Raw genomic sequence first — 16,509 nt, 5'->3', positions numbered from 1 at the left:
ATTGCAGGAGGTTGCGCGATGCGGATGGTGTGGGCGATGATGGCGGCGGGAATCGCCACCGCCGGGATGGCGCAGGACGCGCCGACGCTGGGTGCCAGCAACCATGCGGTCGATATCGCCATCGCGCCACCCGCCGGCACGCCGACCTTTGCCGACGAATTTACCGGCAAGACCATCGACCCCGCGCACTGGCGCTTCGATACCAGCCGCAATCGCGACGGTTGGTACAATAACGAGCGGCAATATTATGCGCCCGCCAACACCCCCGCCAATGCCCGGATCGCCGATGGCGCGCTGGTGATCGAGGCGCGGCGGGAGAAACCGAAGGGCGGCGATTCCGGCGGGCAGGACTATACCTCCGCCCGGATCGTGTCGGCGAAGCCGATGGGCTATGGCTTTTACGATATCCGCGCGAAGCTGCCGTGCGGGCGCGGCATCTGGCCGGCGCTGTGGATGCTGCCGCCCGATGGCAAATGGCCCGACGAGGGCGAGATCGATATCCTCGAACTGGTCGGCTACGAACCCGATCTGGTCCATGCGACGCTGCACACGGCCGCGTTCAACCATGCCAAGGGCACGCAGCGCGGCGGGGCGATCAAGGTGCCGACCGCGTGCGGGCAATGGCATCACTATCAGCTCGACTGGACCCCACAGGCGATCACCATCGGCATCGACGGGCGCGGCTATATGCGCGTCGCCAACGACCAGCCCGGCGGGCGCGCGGCTTGGCCGTTCGACCGGCCGTTCGACCTGATCCTGAACGTCGCGGTCGGCGGCGACTGGGGCGGCAAGATGGGCATCGACGACAGCAAATTCCCGCAGTCGATGCGGGTCGATCATGTCCGCTACTGGCAACGCTGAAGCGCGACGAGCTCACCGCAGGCGGGGATGAAGTCGACCGCGCGAGCGAGCGACTGGCCGTCGAGCACCGTGCGCAGCGTCGCGATCGGTCCGCCATGCGCGACGACCAGCACGCTCGGTTCGCGCGGCAGCGCCGCCCATGCGGCCAGCACCCGGTCGGCAAGGTCGCGTCCGCTCTCCCCGCCGCCGGGACGGTAGCTTTCGGGATCGGTCATCATCCGGTCCATCTCCGCGCCCGTCTCGCGCCAGATTGCGTTCCACGACCGGCCCTCCCATGCGCCGAAGTCGCGTTCGAGCCAGCGGGGATCGGCCGTAACGGCGGTGTCTCGGCCGCGCGCGATCCGCTCGGCCAGCCGCCGGGTGCGGAGTGCGCCCGAATGGACGATGGCGTCAATCGTTGTGGCGGCGAGGTCGGCGACGATCCGCGCCGCCAGCGTCTGGCCCTCGCGACTCCACCCCATGTCGGACCGTCCATAACAGCGCCCGGCCCATGCCTTCGCGACCGGCGGATGGCGCAGCAGCAACACCTTCACCGTGCGGCGATCGCCAGCAGCAGCGCCACCTGCCCCATCGCCGCAGCGAAGCCAAGGCAGTCGCCGGTACTCCCCCCGATCCGCGCGATCAGAAAACGGCGCAGCCAGAGCAGCAACACGAGAATCGCGCCGATCGCCGCGCCGATCGCACCGGGCCGCAGCCACAGGATCGGGGCGAGGCCGGGCAGTGCCAGCACCATCGCCAGCGCAAGGCGACCGGGCGGCATCCGCCCGGCCCGCACCGCCATCCCCGCGCCGCTACCAACCGGGGCGACGATCGCCGCCAGCGTCACCGCGCACAGCCGCCCCGCCGTCGCCGCGCCAACGATCGCCGCCGCCGCGACCGGCGCGGGCAGTGCGACCATCGCCGTGATCCGCAGGGCCACGCTCAACGCCAGCCCGAGCGCGCCATAGCTGCCGATGCGGCTGTCCTTCATGATCGTCAGCGCGCGCTCCCCCGACGCGGTGCCGCCGAACGCATCGCAGAAATCGGCGACCGCATCCTCGTGAAACGCACCGGTCAGCAACGCCTCGACGATCAGCGCCAGCGTCGCCGCGACCAGTGGCGGCCAGAACCAGCCGGCAACGACGAACACCCCCGCCGTCACCGCACCGATCAGCGTGCCGACCGGCGGCAGCCACGCCATCGCCCGCGCCAGCCCCGCCGCCGCCTGTTCGGCCGTCAGCCGGGCGAGGACCGGCACCGGCAGGCGGGTGAGGAACTGGACCGCCAGCAACGGCGCGGCCCAGCGCGGCACGTCAGTCGGCACGATCCGCCCCGATCTGATCGAGCCGCACGACGTCGTTGAGCAGCGCTGACGCGGCATCGAGCAGCGGCAACGCCGTCAGCGCCCCGCTTCCCTCGCCCAGCCGCATCTCCCAGTCGAGCACCGGCGTCAGCCCGAGTGCGGCGAGCGCCGCCTGATGCCCCGGCTCGGCCGACCGATGGCCTGCGATCATCGCCTTCCTGCTCCCCGGCGCGAGCGTCTCCGCGATCAAGGCGGCGGCGGTGGCGACATATCCATCGAGCAGCAGCGTCACCCCCCGCGCCGCGCCCGCCGCATAGAAGCCGGCCATCGCCGCGATTTCATAGCCCGCGACCGATGCGATCGCTGCACGCGGATCGACCCCGCCCCGCGCACGATCGGTCGCGGCGGCGACGACCCGGCGCTTGGCGGCAAGCACCGTGTCGTCCGCCCCTGCCCCGCGCCCGACCGCCGCAGCGGGGTCGAGTCCGGTCAGCAGCGCGGTGAGGCAGGCGGCCGGGGTCGTGTTGCCGATCCCCATCTCCCCGGCGATCAGCAGCACCGCGCCTTCGTCGATGGCGCGCTCCGCCTCGCTGGCACCGATGCCCCAAGCCGCGTCGAACTGTGCGACCGTCATCGCCGGGCGGGCACCCAGCGGCGCGGTGCCATCGGCGAGGCGCGCATCGCGAAAGAAGGCCGGCCCGTCGACCCGCGCACCCGTCATGCCGACGTCGACCAGCCGCAACGGGCAATCGGCGGCAGCTGCCAGCGCGTTGCTGGTCGCACGGCCCGACAGGATGGTGGCGACCATCATCGCCGTCACTTCGGACGGCCATGCCGACACGCCCTCCGCCACACAGCCATGATCGCCCGCGAACAACACCGCCTGTCGGGGCGAGGTCCGCGCATCGATCCGCCGCTGCGTCAGCGCCAGTTCGGTCGCCAGCGCCTCCAGCCGTCCCATCGCCCCGCGCGGCTTGGCCAGCGCGTCCAGATGCGCGCGAATCTCGTCGATCATGGGGCCTCCCCGGCAATGTCCAGAAGTGCGTCGATATCCAGCGCCGCCTCGAGCGCCCGCGCGACGCCGTCGAGCGCCGCGTCGATGCCCTCGCGCCGGTCGAGCGGATCGCCCCGCGCGCCGATCCGCCGCAACAGGCTCGCGCGCGCGCTGGCGGCATCGAACAGGCCATGGACATAGCAGCCGGCGATCTGCCCGTCGCGCGCGACCGCGCCATCGGGCGTTCCATCGGCGAAGCGCAACAGCGGCGGCGTGCCCGGCGCGACGGTCGTGACGCCGGCATGGATTTCATACCCGGCGAACGCGGCACCATCGACCCACGTCCCCGTGATCGGCCGCGTCGTCTTGGTGCCCGTAATCACCGTATCGATCGGCAGCAGCCCCAGGCCCGCTACCCGTCCGGCCGGTCCCTCGATCCCGTCCGGGTCGGCGATCGACGCCCCGAGCATCTGATAGCCGCCGCAAATCCCCAGCACCTGCCCCCCGCGCCGGACATGCGCGGCAAGATCGATATCCCACCCCTGTCCGCGCAGGAAAGCGAGGTCGGCGATCGTTGCCTTGGTGCCGGGCAGGATCACCAGCGCGGCATCGCCCGGCAGCGGCTGGCCGGGCGGGATCATCCGCAGCCGCACCGCCGGATCGTGCGCCAGCGCGTCGAAATCGTCGAAATTGGCGATACGCGACAGCATCGGCACCGCGATCAGCGGGCCTTCGCCGTGCTCGGCCCCGCGTCCCAGTGCCACCGCATCCTCGGCAGGCAGGCGCGCGGCGTCCGCCAGCCACGGCACCAGCCCGATATCGCGCCAGCCGGTCCGCGCGACGATCTCCGCGCGGCCATCGTCGAACAGCGCCGGATCGCCGCGAAACTTGTTGACCAGAAAACCGCGGATCATCGCCGCGTCGTCGGGGTCGATCACCGCCTGCGTCCCGACCAGCGAAGCGATCACCCCGCCGCGATCGATATCGCCCGCCAGCACCACCGGCACCCCCGCCGCGCGCGCAAAGCCCATGTTCGCGATATCGCCGGCGCGCAGGTTGATCTCGGCGGGCGACCCTGCCCCTTCGGCCACCACGATATCGGCTTGGCCCGACAATCGCCGATAGGCCGCCAGCACCTCGGCCAGCAATTCGGGCCGCCGCCGCCGGTAATCGCCCGCGCGCATCACCCCCGCGACCCGCCCGCCGACGACCAGTTGCGACGTCCGGTCGCTCTGCGGTTTCAGCAGCACCGGGTTCATGTCGGTCGTCGGCGGCACCCGGCAGGCCATCGCCTGCAACGCCTGCGCCCGGCCGATCTCACCGCCACCCGGACAGACGGCGGCGTTGTTCGACATGTTCTGCGCCTTGAACGGGCGGACCCGCAGCCCGCGATCGGTCAACAGCCGGCACAGCCCGGCGACCAGCACCGACTTCCCGACATCCGATCCGGTCCCCTGGATCATCACCGCAGCCATGCGACGCCCCCGACCAGCAGCCACAGCAACAGGCAGGCGGCACGATAGATGGCGAGCGCGCGGGTCAGGTCGCCGGCATCGGGCCGCGGCCCGTCGCCCAGCACCGCGCGCTGCGCCGGTTCGCCATCATAGGTCACTGCCCCACCCAGCCGCCGCCCCAGCGCACCCGCCATCGCCGCCTCCGGCCAGCCGCCATTGGGCGAAGCGTGGTGGCGCGCGTCGCGCAACATGGTGTGCCAGCCACCGCGGCCGGCCAGCGCGGTCAATGCCCCCGCCACCCGCGCCGGCACGAAATTGACGACATCGTCGGCACGCGCCGCGGCCCAGCCGAACGCGCCGAGCGCCGGCGTACGGTGCCCGACCATCGAATCGCCGGTGTTGATCGCCTTCACCACGAACAGCCCCGGCAGTCCGAACAGCACCAGCCCCAGCGCCGGCGCGACCACCCCGTCGCAGAAACTTTCGGCCAGACTTTCGATCGCCGCCGTCGCGACGCCGGCTTCGTCCAGTGCGGTCGTATCCCGCCCGACGATCATCGCCACCGCTTGCCGTGCCGCCGCAAGATCGCCCGCCATCAACGGCCGCGCCACCGCCGCGACATGATCGTGCAGACTGCGTTGCGCCAGCCCCGTGGTGGCGACCAATATCGTGACGACCGTCCCCAATCGCTCGATCGCCAGACCCAGCACGCTCGACAGCGTTACCAGCAGGACGACCAGTACCACCCCCTCCAGCCGCCGCCGCCGGTTCCAGCGCCGCTCTGCCCACGCGATCAGCGCGCCGATGCCCATCACCGGATGCCACCAGCGGCGCGGATAGCCGAGCGCCGCCTCGACGATCAGCGCCGCCAGCGCGATCACCGCGCGACCGGCAGGATATAGCGATGCCCCTGCGCCGTGCGCCCGATCTCGACATCGATGCCATAGGCCTCCGCGATGGCCGGCGCGGTCAGTACATCGTCCGCATCGCCGCTTGCCACGATCCGCCCGTCCTTCAGCAACACCGCATCGTCCGCCACCCGCGCCGCCAGATGCAGGTCGTGCAGCACCAGCACCACCCCGCGCCCACCGGCCGCGACCCCGCGCAACCGCGCCAGCACGTCCAACTGATGCGCGGGATCGAGGCTGGCGAGCGGTTCGTCGGCGAGTAACCAGTCGGGCTCGCCGGCCAGCACCCGCGCCAGCAGCGCGCGACCGCGCTCGCCGCCCGACAATCGCTCGACGCCCCGCCCGGCCAGCGCGGTCATGTCGGTCGCCGCCAGCGCGGCCGCCACCGCATCGCGGTCGGCCTGCGCCTCCCCCCAGCGCCCGCGATGCGCGAGCCGGCCGAGGCCGACCAGCGTCGCGACGTCGATATCCCAATGCACGTCGGCCGATTGCGGCAGCAACCCGATCGCCCGCGCCCGCGCGCGCCGGTCGACCGCCTGCACGTCCTGACCGCCCAGTCGTGCCGCACCGCTATCCGGCCGGCGCAGCGCGGCGAGGCAGGCGAGCAGGCTCGACTTGCCCGCGCCATTGGCCCCCAGCAGCGCGGTCACCCGCCCCGGCCGGAACGCGAACGACACCGCGTCGAGCACGCGCTGCCCGCCGAGCGTCAGCGAAATCGCATCGGCCACCAGATCGGTCATGCCAACCTCCGCCGCATCGCGATCAGCAGGTACAGGAAGAACGGCCCGCCCAGCATCGACATGGCGATGCCGAGCCGCAATTCGCTGACCGTCGGGGCCAACCGCACCAGACTGTCGGCAAAAGTCAGCAGCACCGCCCCCGCCAGCGCCGAAGGCAGCAGGATTGCCGACGGACGATTGCCGGCGAACGGCCGCACCATATGCGGCACGATCAGCCCGACGAACCCGATCATCCCCGCCGACGCCACCGATGCGCCGACCGTCAGCGCGATGCCGGCGATGACCAGCCGTTGCAGCCGCGCCGGATCGACCCCCATCGACCGCGCCGCCGCCTCGCCCAGCGTCAGCGCATCCAGCGACCGAGCGGTCAGCGCCAGTAGCCCGATACCTGCCACGATCAGCGGTGCAGCGACGAGCACATCGTCCCAGCTGCGATCGGTCAGCGCCCCCATCAGCCACGTTACGATCTGCGACGACACGAACGGCGTCGGCGCGACGCTGATCGCCAGCGCGGTCAGCGATCCGGTGATGCTGGTCAGGATCATGCCACCCAGCGTGAACAGGATCAGGCTGCCCGACCGGCCCGCGATCAGCGCCAGCAGCGCCATCGTCACCCCTGCTCCCATCAGCGCGAAGCCGGGCAGCAGCCACATCTGCGCGGCATAGCCGAAATACAGCGCCATCACCGCCCCGAACGCCGCGCCCGACGACACGCCGAACAGCCCCGGATCGGCCAGCGGATTGCGCAGATAGCCCTGCATCACCGCCCCCGACAGTCCGAGCGCACTCCCCACCAGCAACGCAAGCACGGTGCGCGGCAGGCGCAGTTCGACGATGATGATCGATCGCGGATCGTCGGCAGTCCACGCGTCGAACGGCACCCACACCTTGCCCGCCGCAACCGAAAGCGCGGCGGCGAGCAGCAACAGGACGATCAGGCCGAGGGTCAGCCGCTTCATGACGTCACTGCTCCACGCACCTGTCGCAACCGCGCCATCGCCGCGATGATCGTCGGCCCGCCGCAATTCATCAGCCGCGTGGGATAGGGGGCGACGGTGATATGTTTCGCCAGCCGCCGCACCGCCGGATGGCCGGTCATCCGGTCGTCCTGCACCCCTTCGGGCGCGGTCGACAGCAGCACGCGCGGTGGATCGGCAACCAGATATTCGAGCGGGAGGACGTCCCATTGCCTGAGGCCATAGGCCGCGCTCATGTTACGAAAACCGGCGCGTTTGAGCAGGTCGTCGGTCAGCGTACCACTACCCGGCACCAGCCCATTCCCCTGCCACACCAGCGCCCCGACTGGACGCGCGGTCGAAGGAATCGCCGCCGCCCCGATCCGCGCCGCCAGCGCCTCACCCCGGTCGGCATGGCCGGTGGCTGCGGCGATGGCGCGGACCTGATCCATGCTTTCCGGCACCGACTCCGCCACCGGATATTGCACCAGCTTGATCTTCAGCCGTTTCAGCGCGGCGATCGTCGCCGGTTCGGCATGTGGCCCCGCCAGCACGATATCGGGGCGCAGCGCCACCACCTCCTCGGCTGTGCCCGACGTCGCCTTGAACCGCCTGGCCCAAGCCAGCGGCACCGACGTCGCGCGCACGTCCTGCGAATAATGGCTGATGCCGACGATCTGCGCCGGATCGGCGACGAAGCGCAGCACCGCATCGACGCACGGATTGATCGACACGATCCGGGGAGCGCGCGGCGCGGCCGATACCAGCGCGGGCGCGGCGAGCAACAGGGCGAGCGGACGGATCAATATTCGACACCCTTCTGCGCCTTGAACCCGGCATGATAGGGATGCTTCACCTCACCGAATTCGGTGACCAGATCGGCGAGGTCGAGCAGTTCGGGCTTCGCGTTGCGGCCGGTGATGCAGATATGCTTGGTGAGCGGCCGGTCTTTCAGAAATTCGACGATCTCGGCGATCGGCAGCGTGTCGTCGCGCAGCACGATGTTCAACTCGTCGAGGATGACGAAGTCGATCGCAGGGTCGAGGATCATCTCCTTCGACCGTTCCCATGCCGCGCGGGCGGCGGCGATGTCCTGCGCGCGGTCCTGCGTCTCCCACGTGAACCCCTCGCCCATCACCTCGAAACTGGCGAGATCGGGATGCGCGTCGAAGAAGTTGCGCTCGCCTGTCTCCCACTTGCCCTTCACATATTGGAGGATCGCGACTTTCATCCCCCAGCCGATGCTGCGGATCGCCATGCCGAACGCGCTCGACGACTTGCCCTTGCCATTGCCGGTATGGACGATCAGCAGCCCGCGTTCGAGCGTGCGGCGCGCCTGCATCTTTTCGCGCGCCACCGCCATGCGCTGCATCCGGGCATTGTGGCGGGCGTGATCGTCGGGCGTCTCGGTCATCGGATAACCTCCTTCAGGGCGGTGGTCAGGCGGGACAGCGCCGCCCCGTCGGCTGGCAGGCCGATCCGCAGCCGGTCGCGCCGGTCGGCGAACGGCCGGGTCAGGATGGCATGGTTGCACAGATGGCGGAACAGCGCGTGCGCGTCGCTGGTCTCGATCAGCCGGAACAACGGCGCGCGGCCGATGATATCGGCCCCGGCCAGCGCGAGGTCGAGCAGTGCGCCGACCGTCGCGATCCGCTCCGCCTGTGCGTCGGCGAAGGCGCGATCGGCATAGGCCGCCGCCCCGATCCGCACCGCCGCGCTCGACACCGGCCAGTCGCCGAGCAGGGAACGCAGTGCGTCCGCCACCCCGCTCCCGGCAAGGACGAAGCCCAGCCGCAATCCGGGCAGGCCATAGAATTTGCCGAACGATCGCAGCACGATCAGCCGGTCGGACGCCTCCGCCGCCAGACCGGCCACGGGATCGGCATAGGCTTCGTCGACCACCAATGTCATCCGCCGCGCCAGCGCCCGCAGATGGTCCGCCGGCGTGACGAAGCCATCGGGATTGGCGGGACTCGCCAGCACCAGCAGATCGGCATCGCCCGGATCGGTGAGCGCCGCCACCGCGCTTGCCTGCGGCCAGGCCGCCGCATGGCCGGCATAGCCCGGCCGCACCACCGCCGGTCGCTCGGCGGCAAGGATCACCCCTAGCAGCCGCAGCGCCAGATCGGTACCCGGCACCGCGACCACCGCTGTAGGGTCGGCCACCCCGAACGCCCGCGCCGCCGCCCGTTCCAGCGCCGCCAGTTCGCCCGGTTCGGGCAGCCGGTCATGGCCCGGATCGATCGTGCCATGGGGATACGCCCATGGCGCGATGCCGGTCGACAAATCGATCCAGTCGTCTCCGCCGAACGCACGCATGGCGGCGGTCACCCGCCCGCCATGCGCACAATATTCGGCGAGGTCGATCATCAGTAGGTCAGCCGCACGCCGCCATAGGCAGCGCGCCCCGGCGTCCCGTACTGGAAGATCGTCTGATAGCGTTCGTCGAACAGGTTTTCGACCCGGCCGTAGACGTCGACCCGTTCGGTCACCGGGAACGATGCGCGCAGATCGGTCAGGACATATCCGTCCAGCCGCCGCGCGTTCGACGCATTGTCGAAACTGTCGCCGACCATGGTGACGGTCGCGCCGACGCCAAGCCCGAACGCCCAGCGATAATCGGCGTTGACGCTCAGGCTGTCGGCCGGCCGCCGCGCCAGCTTGCGCCCGAAACTGGCGGTCCCGGCCGACCGGTTCTGCGCATCCAGCCACGTATAGGCGGCAGCGAAGGTGAACGCCTCTACCGGCCGCAGCTTCAGCGCGAACTCCAGCCCCTTCGCCTCGGCGCGGGCGATATTGTCATAGGTGCCGTTCGGCTTGCTCACACAGACGCCGGCCGTCACGCCGAAGCACGACACGAACGCGATCAAATCCTTCGACGTGCGATCGAACCATGTCGCGCTCGCCTCGACCGCGCCGTTCAACCCGCGCTGGGTGATACCCGCATCCCAGCCCTGCGAACGCTCCGGGGTGAGCGCCGCATTCCCATATTCGCTCTGCAACTGAAACAGGGTCGGTGCCTTGAACCCTTCCGAATAGCTCGCGCGCAACACGGTGTTGCCGGCGTTCGGCGACCACACGCCGCTGCCCGAAAACACCGTCGCCCCGCCGAAGACATTGTGGTCGTCATGCCGCACGCCGCCGGTCAGCGTCAGGTTCTCGATCGGCGTCACCGCCAACTGGCCATAGACGCCCAGCAGCCGCGCCCGACCGGTCGTCGCCGGACCGCCATAGCTCGACGTCGTGAAGCGCGACACCTCGCGCTCGACACCGAAGGTCGCGAACACCGCGTCGGTGATATCGAACGACCCCTGATAATCGATGCGGTCGTTGCGCCCCTTCCCCCGGAACGTCTCGGTCGGCGTGCCATCGGGGTCGGTGTTGGTCCGGTTGCTCGACGTATGGGCATAGCCGATGCGGTTGCGGAACCGCCCGTCGAACAGCGCGGCGTTCAGACCGGTATAGCCGGTCCATTGTTCGGCATCGCCGTATTCGCGGGTATCGCCGAAGCTGAACGTCGGCGCGGGGAACCCGTCGATCTCGGTCCGCCCGTTCGAATAGAAGCCGCGCACATCGACCGACACGCTGTCGGCCAGCGCCAGAGACACGCTGCCGTTCGCGCCATAGTTGCGATAGCCGTCCGCCTCGCGCCCCGGCGCATAGGCCGAGATGCCGTCGGTGGTCAGGAAGCCGCCGCCGATGCTGGCCGATACCGGTCCGGCCTTGCCCGAGATGTTCGCGAACCCCTGTCCGGTGCCGAACGAGCCGCCCTCGCCGCGCACGTTGATCGACAGCGCGTCGGTCGGCTGGCGGGTGATGAGGTTGACGACGCCGCCGATCGCCTGGCTGCCCCACAGCACCGACTGCGCCCCGCGCAGCACTTCGATCCGGGCGATATTGCCGACCAGCAGATTGCCGAAATTGAACCCGCCGCCGGGCGAGGACGGATCGTTGAGCTTCACGCCATCGATCAGCGCCACGGTCTGGTCGCTGTCCGCGCCGCGGATGTTGACGCTGGTCGTCGTGCCGATGCCGCCGTTGCGGGTAACGGTGACGCCCGGCGTCTGGCGCAACAGGTCGGATACGACCACCGCCTGCCGCTGTTCGATGGTGGCGAGGTCGAGCACGGTGATCGCCTGCCCCACGGTATCGACCGGGCGGGCTTCGCGGTTGGCGGTGACGACGATCTCGTCGCCTTCCCCCGCCACGCGTTCGAGGCCGACCGACGATTGCGCGCTCTGCGCGAAGGCCGGGGCAGCCGCGAACAGGCACGGCAGCAACAGCAAACGGGTCTTCGAAATCTTCATGAGGCACTCCCCCCAGACATAACCAAGGGGACGCGCACCGATGACGCGGGAACAGGCTGTTCCCATTCGCGCACGACCCCCAAACGACGTCGTCACGCGAGGAAACCCTCGATCGCCCGGCACACCCCGTCCGCGCGAAGGACAACCGCGACGGGCAGGTCTCCTGGCTTCCGGGTCGTCGCCTTGCCCGGCCTTCCCGGACCGAAGTCCAGTGGCACGCGGAGGAGCAAGGCTCGCCGGTCACAGTTGCGGGGGCAGCCCCGGATGACGCGTCTAAAACGCGCTTCCGGGTTCCCTTTTCATCCCGTTTCTGGGAACCTGTCGCATCCGCGCCCTTAGAGCGCATCGGGGCACAGGACAAGATGGCGACGACAACCCTGTTCATGGGCGGCGCGCGCTCGGGTAAGAGCCGGCTGGCGCAGGCGGCGTGCGAGGCGCTGGCGGGGCCATGGACCTATCTCGCCACGGCGGAGGCGTGGGACGAGGAAATGACCGACCGCATCGCCCGCCACCGCGCCGATCGTGGTCCGGGATGGCACACGGTCGAATGCCCGATCGATCTGGCAAACGCGATCGATGCGGCGACGGGGCCGTTACTGGTCGACTGCCTGACGCTGTGGCTGTCGAACCTGATGCTGGGCGACCATGATATCGACCGCCACACCACCGATCTGCTCGCCGCGATCGGCCGGGCGGCACATCCGGTGCTGCTGGTCAGCAACGAGGTCGGCATGGGCATCGTCCCCGACCACCCGCTCGGCCGCCGGTTCCGCGACGCGGCGGGGCGGCTCAATCAGGCGGTGGCGGCGACGGTCGACCGCAGCTGGTTCGTGGTCGCGGGGATGGTGTTGCCGCTGGAGCGGTTCGATCCACACGCAACGCGGTGACCCCCGCGCAGGGGGATAGGATCATCCCTGCGCCACCACCTCGCGCAACGGCGTCCACGCCACGTCATACCGCCCGTTATCCACCGGCGCCGACGGTGCGCGACCGTCGAACATATTGTGGAGATACTGCATCCCCTGCCACGCCGGAAACACCTGATCGCGCGCGGGGAACAGCCGGCGCGTCACCCCGATCATCCGCGACAGCGCCGCCAGCGATCCGGCGCGCAGCAGACCATAGGGCCGCCCCGTCACTTCGCCCATCAACGCCGCCAGATCGCGCGCGCTGACCTCAGCCCCCGCGATATGCAGGTCGCGCGGCGCGGCGGGGTCGAGCGCGGCGGCGGCGGTATAGGCGGCGACATCGTCTTTGGTCGTCAGCGCGAACTTCGTGTCGGCATCGCCCCAGTACAGCACCCGCCGCACCCGCCGCTGGATCAACGGCATCTGTCCGTTGAGCATATCGGCGAATGCGCCGTTGAAGATCGACGTCGCCATGATCGGCGCGGTGTCGATCCGGGTGCGGAACGCGCGACGCAGGTCGAAATTGCGGTTGGTGCCGGTCGGCAACGCGCGATAATCGATCGAGAAATCGGACGGAATGAACCGTGCCGCCCCGCCGCCCAGCGCCGCATCGAGCAACCGTGTCTGGGTATCCAGAATCGTCTCGCCCAGCCCGTTCAGCGCCGATACCACGCACAACACCCCGCGACAGGCATGGGCCAGCGCCTGCGCATCGTCGAAATCGACCGGACAGGGTTCGGCCCCGATCGCTTCCAGTGCGGCGATGCGCTCGGCCGCGGTCTCGGGGCGGACCAGCGCCCGCACCTTCGCGCCGCGTACAACGGCCGCCTTCGCGATCCGTCCACCAAGGTCGCCGGTCGCGCCTGCGACGATGATCGTGTCGTTGGTCGTTTCCCGCATCAATCCTCCGAACCGCCACACGACGTCGTGCGTTCCCCGACGCAGCAACGCAAGGGGGCGGATGGGATGAATCAGGATTGGCCACGCTGCCCGATCTGCGGCAACGCCAACTGGCACGACCGCGCGCTGCCCGAATGCACCCATTGCGGGCTGACGGTCGCCGATCTCGCCTTCGACCCGGCCGCGCTTCGCGCCGCGATCGCCGACACCCTGCGCACCGGCACGCCCGAACACAGCTTCGCGCTGTCCCCCCATGCCCGCCGCAATGCGGCATGGGCGCTGGGGCTGGTCGACGGTAAACCTGCGACACCGCAGCCGCATGCCGTGACGCTCGGCATGATCGCGCGCGCCAGTGAAGCCGACGGGGTCGCGGCGATGCTGACGGGGTTGCGCTCCGGTTTTCCCCGCGCGATCGTCCTGCTCGACGGCACGCCCGGCGAGGCGGCGGCGCTCACCGGGCAAGTACCTTGGGCGCGGATCGTCGCCCATCCGCTCGACGGCGACTTCGCCGCGCAACGCAACCGGGTGCAGGCATTGACGACCGGCTGGATCCTGCAACTCGATACCGACGAACGGCCCGATGTCGCGCTGCTGACGTCTCTCGGCTGGCTCACCGCAGCGGCCGATCGCGATGGGCTGCAGTCGCTAGGCTTGGCGCGCCGCAACCGGGTCGACGGGGTACCATCGGCGCTGTGGCCAGACATCCAGTACCGGCTGAACCGGGCCGAGGTCCACTTCGCCGGCATCGTCCATGAACGCCCGGTGGTGGCGTTCGAACGCACCTCGCTCGCGCTTGCCGGGGCGATCGACCATTTTCTCAGCCGGTCGCGCGTCCTCGAACGGTCGCGCGTTTACGAAGCCATGTCGACCGGTGCCGGCCGCCCGAGCGACGAGGCGGCCCTGCTCCGCCCGTTCGCCGCCGCGACATAGGCCGCCGCCGTCTCCACCGCGAGGCCGGCGCGGGTGAACCGCCCCGCCGCCACCCTTGCCGCCGCCGACAGCGCCAGCCGCAGCGCATCATCGCGCAGCATCCGCCGCAATACCGCACCCAGCGCGATGGCCGTGCAATCCTGCGCCAGCAATCCCGCGCCGCTGCCGCCGACGAACAGCCTCGCGCTCGGATCCTCGCCGCACGCCGCGATCGGTCGGCCGAACGTCATCGCCTCCTGATAGACCAGCCCGAAACTCTCGTAGCGCGACGGCGCGACGACGATATCCGCCGCCGCTAGCGCGGCGTGGAGCGCATCGTCCTCGACCCGGTGATGGACGTCGATCCGCCGGAGCGCCGCCTGTGGCAACCGGTCGAGTTCGTGGCGGTGCAGCCCGATCATCGTCAGCCGGAACTCGGGCAGCGTGCCGGCATCGGCCTCCGCCGCCAGCGCGGGCAGCGCGCCGATCAGCGCATCGGCTCCTTTCCGCGGTTCGTTGCGCCCGACGAACAACATCCGCAGCGCGCCATTGCCCGGCGGATAGGGCGCGGCCTGTCCGGCCGCCACGATCGCGGGCGGCAGGCTCAGCCCGATCACGGCATGTCCCGGCCCCGGCGGCACCGTGCCGTACAGCGCCGCGACCTTCGCACCATGCGCTTCGGTATTGGAGATCAGGCCGGCGGACTGCCGCGCCGACAGCGCCTCCAGCGCGACCGCCGCCCACCGGTCGATCCGGTCGCGCAGGGTGCGGGGCCGCCCAGCGCTGGTCGCGACCGGCGTCGAATTGCGGGTGACCAGCGGCACCGGCCCGGTGAGCGCGACCCACAGCCCCGGCGCATACCAGTTGGTCGCCTCGACCACGTCGAACGGCCGCTCGGCATGCAGCCGCCGCACCGTCCGCGCGATCATCGCCGGGCCGCACGCATGACCGATGCCGGGCCAGCGCCGCAACCGGGCCAGCCAGCCATCGACCTGCGCGCCGATCACCTCGACCGCGCCGTCCATGCTGCGGTCGCGGCGGTCCATCGTCACGACGCGGACGTCATGTCCCGCCTCGGCCAGCGCCTGCGCAATCTCCTGCGCAGCGCGCGACAGGCCGCTCTTTTCGGGGGGATAGGCCCAGCTGATCAGCCCGACCCTCACGCCACCGCCCCATGCGCCAGCGCGATCCGTTGCCGGTACAGCGCCACATACTCCGCCGCCATGCGCGTCGCGGTGAAGCGCGCCTCGAACCGTTCGCGCACCTTTGCCCGGTCGAGCGTATCGATGCGCGCCAGCGCCGCGATCGCCTCGTCCTCGTTCCTGACGACGAAGCCGGTGACGCCGTTGTCGACGACCTCGCGCACGCTGCCGCGATCCCATGCGATCACCGGCGTCCCGCAGGCCATCGCCTCGATCATCACCAGCCCGAAGGGTTCGGGCCAGTCGATCGGGAACAGCAGCGCCGCCGCCTCGCCCAACAACGCCTGTTTGGCGCGGTCGTCGACCTCGCCGACATGGTCGGCATCGTTGCCCAGCAATGGTGCGACCCGTTCGTCGAAATAGCGCGGATTGCCGACATCGATGCCCCCGGCCAGCCGGATCGACCGCCCGGCGGCGCGCGCGACGCGGATCGCGACATCGGGCCGCTTCTGGTCGGTCATCCGCCCGATAAAGGCGACTCCCGGCCCACCCGGACCGGCCGAGAACCGCTCGGCCGGAATGCCGTGATGCACCACGCCCGCGCGGTTGGCGCGCGGCAGGTCGCGCGCCTGCGCCGCCGAGATCGCGACGACCGGCAATTCGGGAAAGCTGTGGAAGAACAGCTTGCGGTCGAGCTCGTCCAGCCGCCAGTGGACCGTCGTCACGCTCTGCCCGATCCGCTTGCCCAGCACCGCGGCATGGGCGAACTCGCCATGGCAATGGACGATGTCGAATTCGTGGCAGTGCTGCGCCAGCAGCCCCAGCTGCGCCGCCTCCAGCGCGGCGGGCACTCCCGGCGCGACCGGACCGTGATAGGCCTGCAACGCCTGCAGGCTGGGATGCGCCGACAGATGGCGGGCGGTGGTCACGCTGTCGCTCGGGGCGATCAGCGTCACGTGATGGCCCATCGCCATCAACGCCTCGGTCAGGTCGGACACGACCCGTTCGGTCCCGCCCGTCCTGCCCGGTGGCGTGGGGTAGATGACGGGGGCGATCTGCGCGATCCGAAGCGGGGATACCATCGTCCACCGGAACCAAGCGAAAGCCGAACGGTTCCTGTGAAGACGGGCACAAGTCCGTATTTTTTA

The 16,509-nt window shown here is 70.2% G+C and carries 17 protein-coding genes and 1 riboswitch; of the genes, 3 read left to right on the top strand and 14 right to left on the bottom strand.

What is annotated here, in order from left to right:
* Nucleotides 1-18: 18 nt before the first annotated feature.
* On the top strand, nt 19-861 hold the full coding sequence (locus tag ASE91_RS18470) for a glycoside hydrolase family 16 protein (protein WP_082454131.1): 843 nt from the start codon (nt 19-21) through the stop codon (nt 859-861).
* On the opposite strand, the gene ASE91_RS18465 is transcribed toward ASE91_RS18470, so the two are convergent.
* From ASE91_RS18465 to ASE91_RS18415, 11 genes are read right to left on the bottom strand one after another with little or no spacing between them, the layout of a single operon-like run.
* Entirely contained in the window at nt 846-1,394 is a 549-nt protein-coding gene (locus ASE91_RS18465; protein WP_056629088.1) for a histidine phosphatase family protein, read from the bottom strand. The genes ASE91_RS18470 and ASE91_RS18465 overlap by 16 nt on opposite strands.
* The gene (locus ASE91_RS18460) at nt 1,391-2,164 is read right to left on the bottom strand and encodes an adenosylcobinamide-GDP ribazoletransferase (RefSeq protein WP_235530571.1); all 774 of its coding nucleotides are present in this window, start codon (nt 2,162-2,164) and stop codon (nt 1,391-1,393) included. The genes ASE91_RS18465 and ASE91_RS18460 overlap by 4 nt, the downstream gene beginning before the upstream one ends.
* The gene (gene cobT / locus ASE91_RS18455) at nt 2,154-3,158 is read right to left on the bottom strand and encodes a nicotinate-nucleotide--dimethylbenzimidazole phosphoribosyltransferase (RefSeq protein WP_056629086.1); all 1,005 of its coding nucleotides are present in this window, start codon (nt 3,156-3,158) and stop codon (nt 2,154-2,156) included. The genes ASE91_RS18460 and cobT overlap by 11 nt, the downstream gene beginning before the upstream one ends.
* Entirely contained in the window at nt 3,155-4,612 is a 1,458-nt protein-coding gene (locus ASE91_RS18450) for a cobyric acid synthase (protein WP_056629083.1), read from the bottom strand. Before ASE91_RS18450 ends, cobT begins: the two co-directional genes overlap by 4 nt.
* Nucleotides 4,600-5,469: an adenosylcobinamide-phosphate synthase CbiB gene (gene cbiB, locus ASE91_RS18445; RefSeq protein WP_056629119.1), complete on the bottom strand. Its 870-nt coding sequence runs from the start codon at nt 5,467-5,469 to the stop codon at nt 4,600-4,602. Before cbiB ends, ASE91_RS18450 begins: the two co-directional genes overlap by 13 nt.
* Entirely contained in the window at nt 5,469-6,239 is a 771-nt protein-coding gene (locus ASE91_RS18440; protein ID WP_056629080.1) for an ABC transporter ATP-binding protein, read from the bottom strand. The genes cbiB and ASE91_RS18440 overlap by 1 nt, the downstream gene beginning before the upstream one ends.
* On the bottom strand, nt 6,236-7,198 hold the full coding sequence (locus tag ASE91_RS18435; RefSeq protein WP_056629076.1) for a FecCD family ABC transporter permease: 963 nt from the start codon (nt 7,196-7,198) through the stop codon (nt 6,236-6,238). The genes ASE91_RS18440 and ASE91_RS18435 overlap by 4 nt, the downstream gene beginning before the upstream one ends.
* Nucleotides 7,195-8,001, bottom strand: coding sequence for an ABC transporter substrate-binding protein (locus ASE91_RS18430; protein WP_235530570.1), 807 nt, complete (start codon nt 7,999-8,001; stop codon nt 7,195-7,197). Before ASE91_RS18430 ends, ASE91_RS18435 begins: the two co-directional genes overlap by 4 nt.
* The gene (gene cobO / locus ASE91_RS18425; protein WP_056629072.1) at nt 7,998-8,609 is read right to left on the bottom strand and encodes a cob(I)yrinic acid a,c-diamide adenosyltransferase; all 612 of its coding nucleotides are present in this window, start codon (nt 8,607-8,609) and stop codon (nt 7,998-8,000) included. The genes ASE91_RS18430 and cobO overlap by 4 nt, the downstream gene beginning before the upstream one ends.
* Nucleotides 8,606-9,565 carry an aminotransferase class I/II-fold pyridoxal phosphate-dependent enzyme gene (locus ASE91_RS18420; protein ID WP_056629069.1) on the bottom strand — a complete coding sequence of 320 codons (960 nt, stop codon included), beginning with the start codon at nt 9,563-9,565 and terminating at the stop codon, nt 8,606-8,608. The genes cobO and ASE91_RS18420 overlap by 4 nt, the downstream gene beginning before the upstream one ends.
* Entirely contained in the window at nt 9,565-11,502 is a 1,938-nt protein-coding gene (locus ASE91_RS18415; protein ID WP_056629065.1) for a TonB-dependent receptor plug domain-containing protein, read from the bottom strand. Before ASE91_RS18415 ends, ASE91_RS18420 begins: the two co-directional genes overlap by 1 nt.
* 136 nt (nt 11,503-11,638) lie before the next feature.
* Nucleotides 11,639-11,839, bottom strand: a riboswitch (cobalamin riboswitch).
* 25 nt (nt 11,840-11,864) lie between these two features.
* Between ASE91_RS18415 and cobU the strand changes: the two genes are divergently transcribed.
* A complete protein-coding gene (gene cobU, locus ASE91_RS18410) occupies nt 11,865-12,389 on the top strand; it encodes a bifunctional adenosylcobinamide kinase/adenosylcobinamide-phosphate guanylyltransferase (RefSeq protein ID WP_056629061.1) in 525 nt (174 codons plus the stop codon).
* 21 nt (nt 12,390-12,410) lie between these two features.
* Here the strand turns inward: cobU and ASE91_RS18405 are convergent, their stop codons facing one another.
* Nucleotides 12,411-13,310, bottom strand: coding sequence for an NmrA family NAD(P)-binding protein (locus tag ASE91_RS18405; protein WP_056629058.1), 900 nt, complete (start codon nt 13,308-13,310; stop codon nt 12,411-12,413).
* A gap of 66 nt (nt 13,311-13,376) precedes the next feature.
* On the opposite strand from ASE91_RS18405, the gene ASE91_RS18400 reads away from it, so the two are divergent.
* On the top strand, nt 13,377-14,240 hold the full coding sequence (locus ASE91_RS18400; protein WP_056629056.1) for a hypothetical protein: 864 nt from the start codon (nt 13,377-13,379) through the stop codon (nt 14,238-14,240).
* Here the strand turns inward: ASE91_RS18400 and ASE91_RS18395 are convergent.
* Together ASE91_RS18395 and ASE91_RS18390 are read right to left on the bottom strand one after the other, a co-directional pair.
* Nucleotides 14,162-15,382, bottom strand: coding sequence for a glycosyltransferase family 4 protein (locus tag ASE91_RS18395; RefSeq protein WP_056629053.1), 1,221 nt, complete (start codon nt 15,380-15,382; stop codon nt 14,162-14,164). The two genes, ASE91_RS18400 and ASE91_RS18395, sit on opposite strands and share 79 nt — an antisense overlap.
* Complete coding sequence (locus ASE91_RS18390) at nt 15,379-16,443, bottom strand: glycosyltransferase family 4 protein (protein ID WP_056629050.1); 1,065 nt, start codon at nt 16,441-16,443, stop codon at nt 15,379-15,381. Before ASE91_RS18390 ends, ASE91_RS18395 begins: the two co-directional genes overlap by 4 nt.
* Between the last annotated feature and the right edge of the window lie 66 nt (nt 16,444-16,509).

The sequence above is a fragment of the Sphingomonas sp. Leaf62 genome, from assembly GCF_001421915.1.
Lineage (GTDB): Bacteria > Pseudomonadota > Alphaproteobacteria > Sphingomonadales > Sphingomonadaceae > Sphingomonas.
This window is presented reverse-complemented; position numbering and strand designations above follow the sequence as displayed.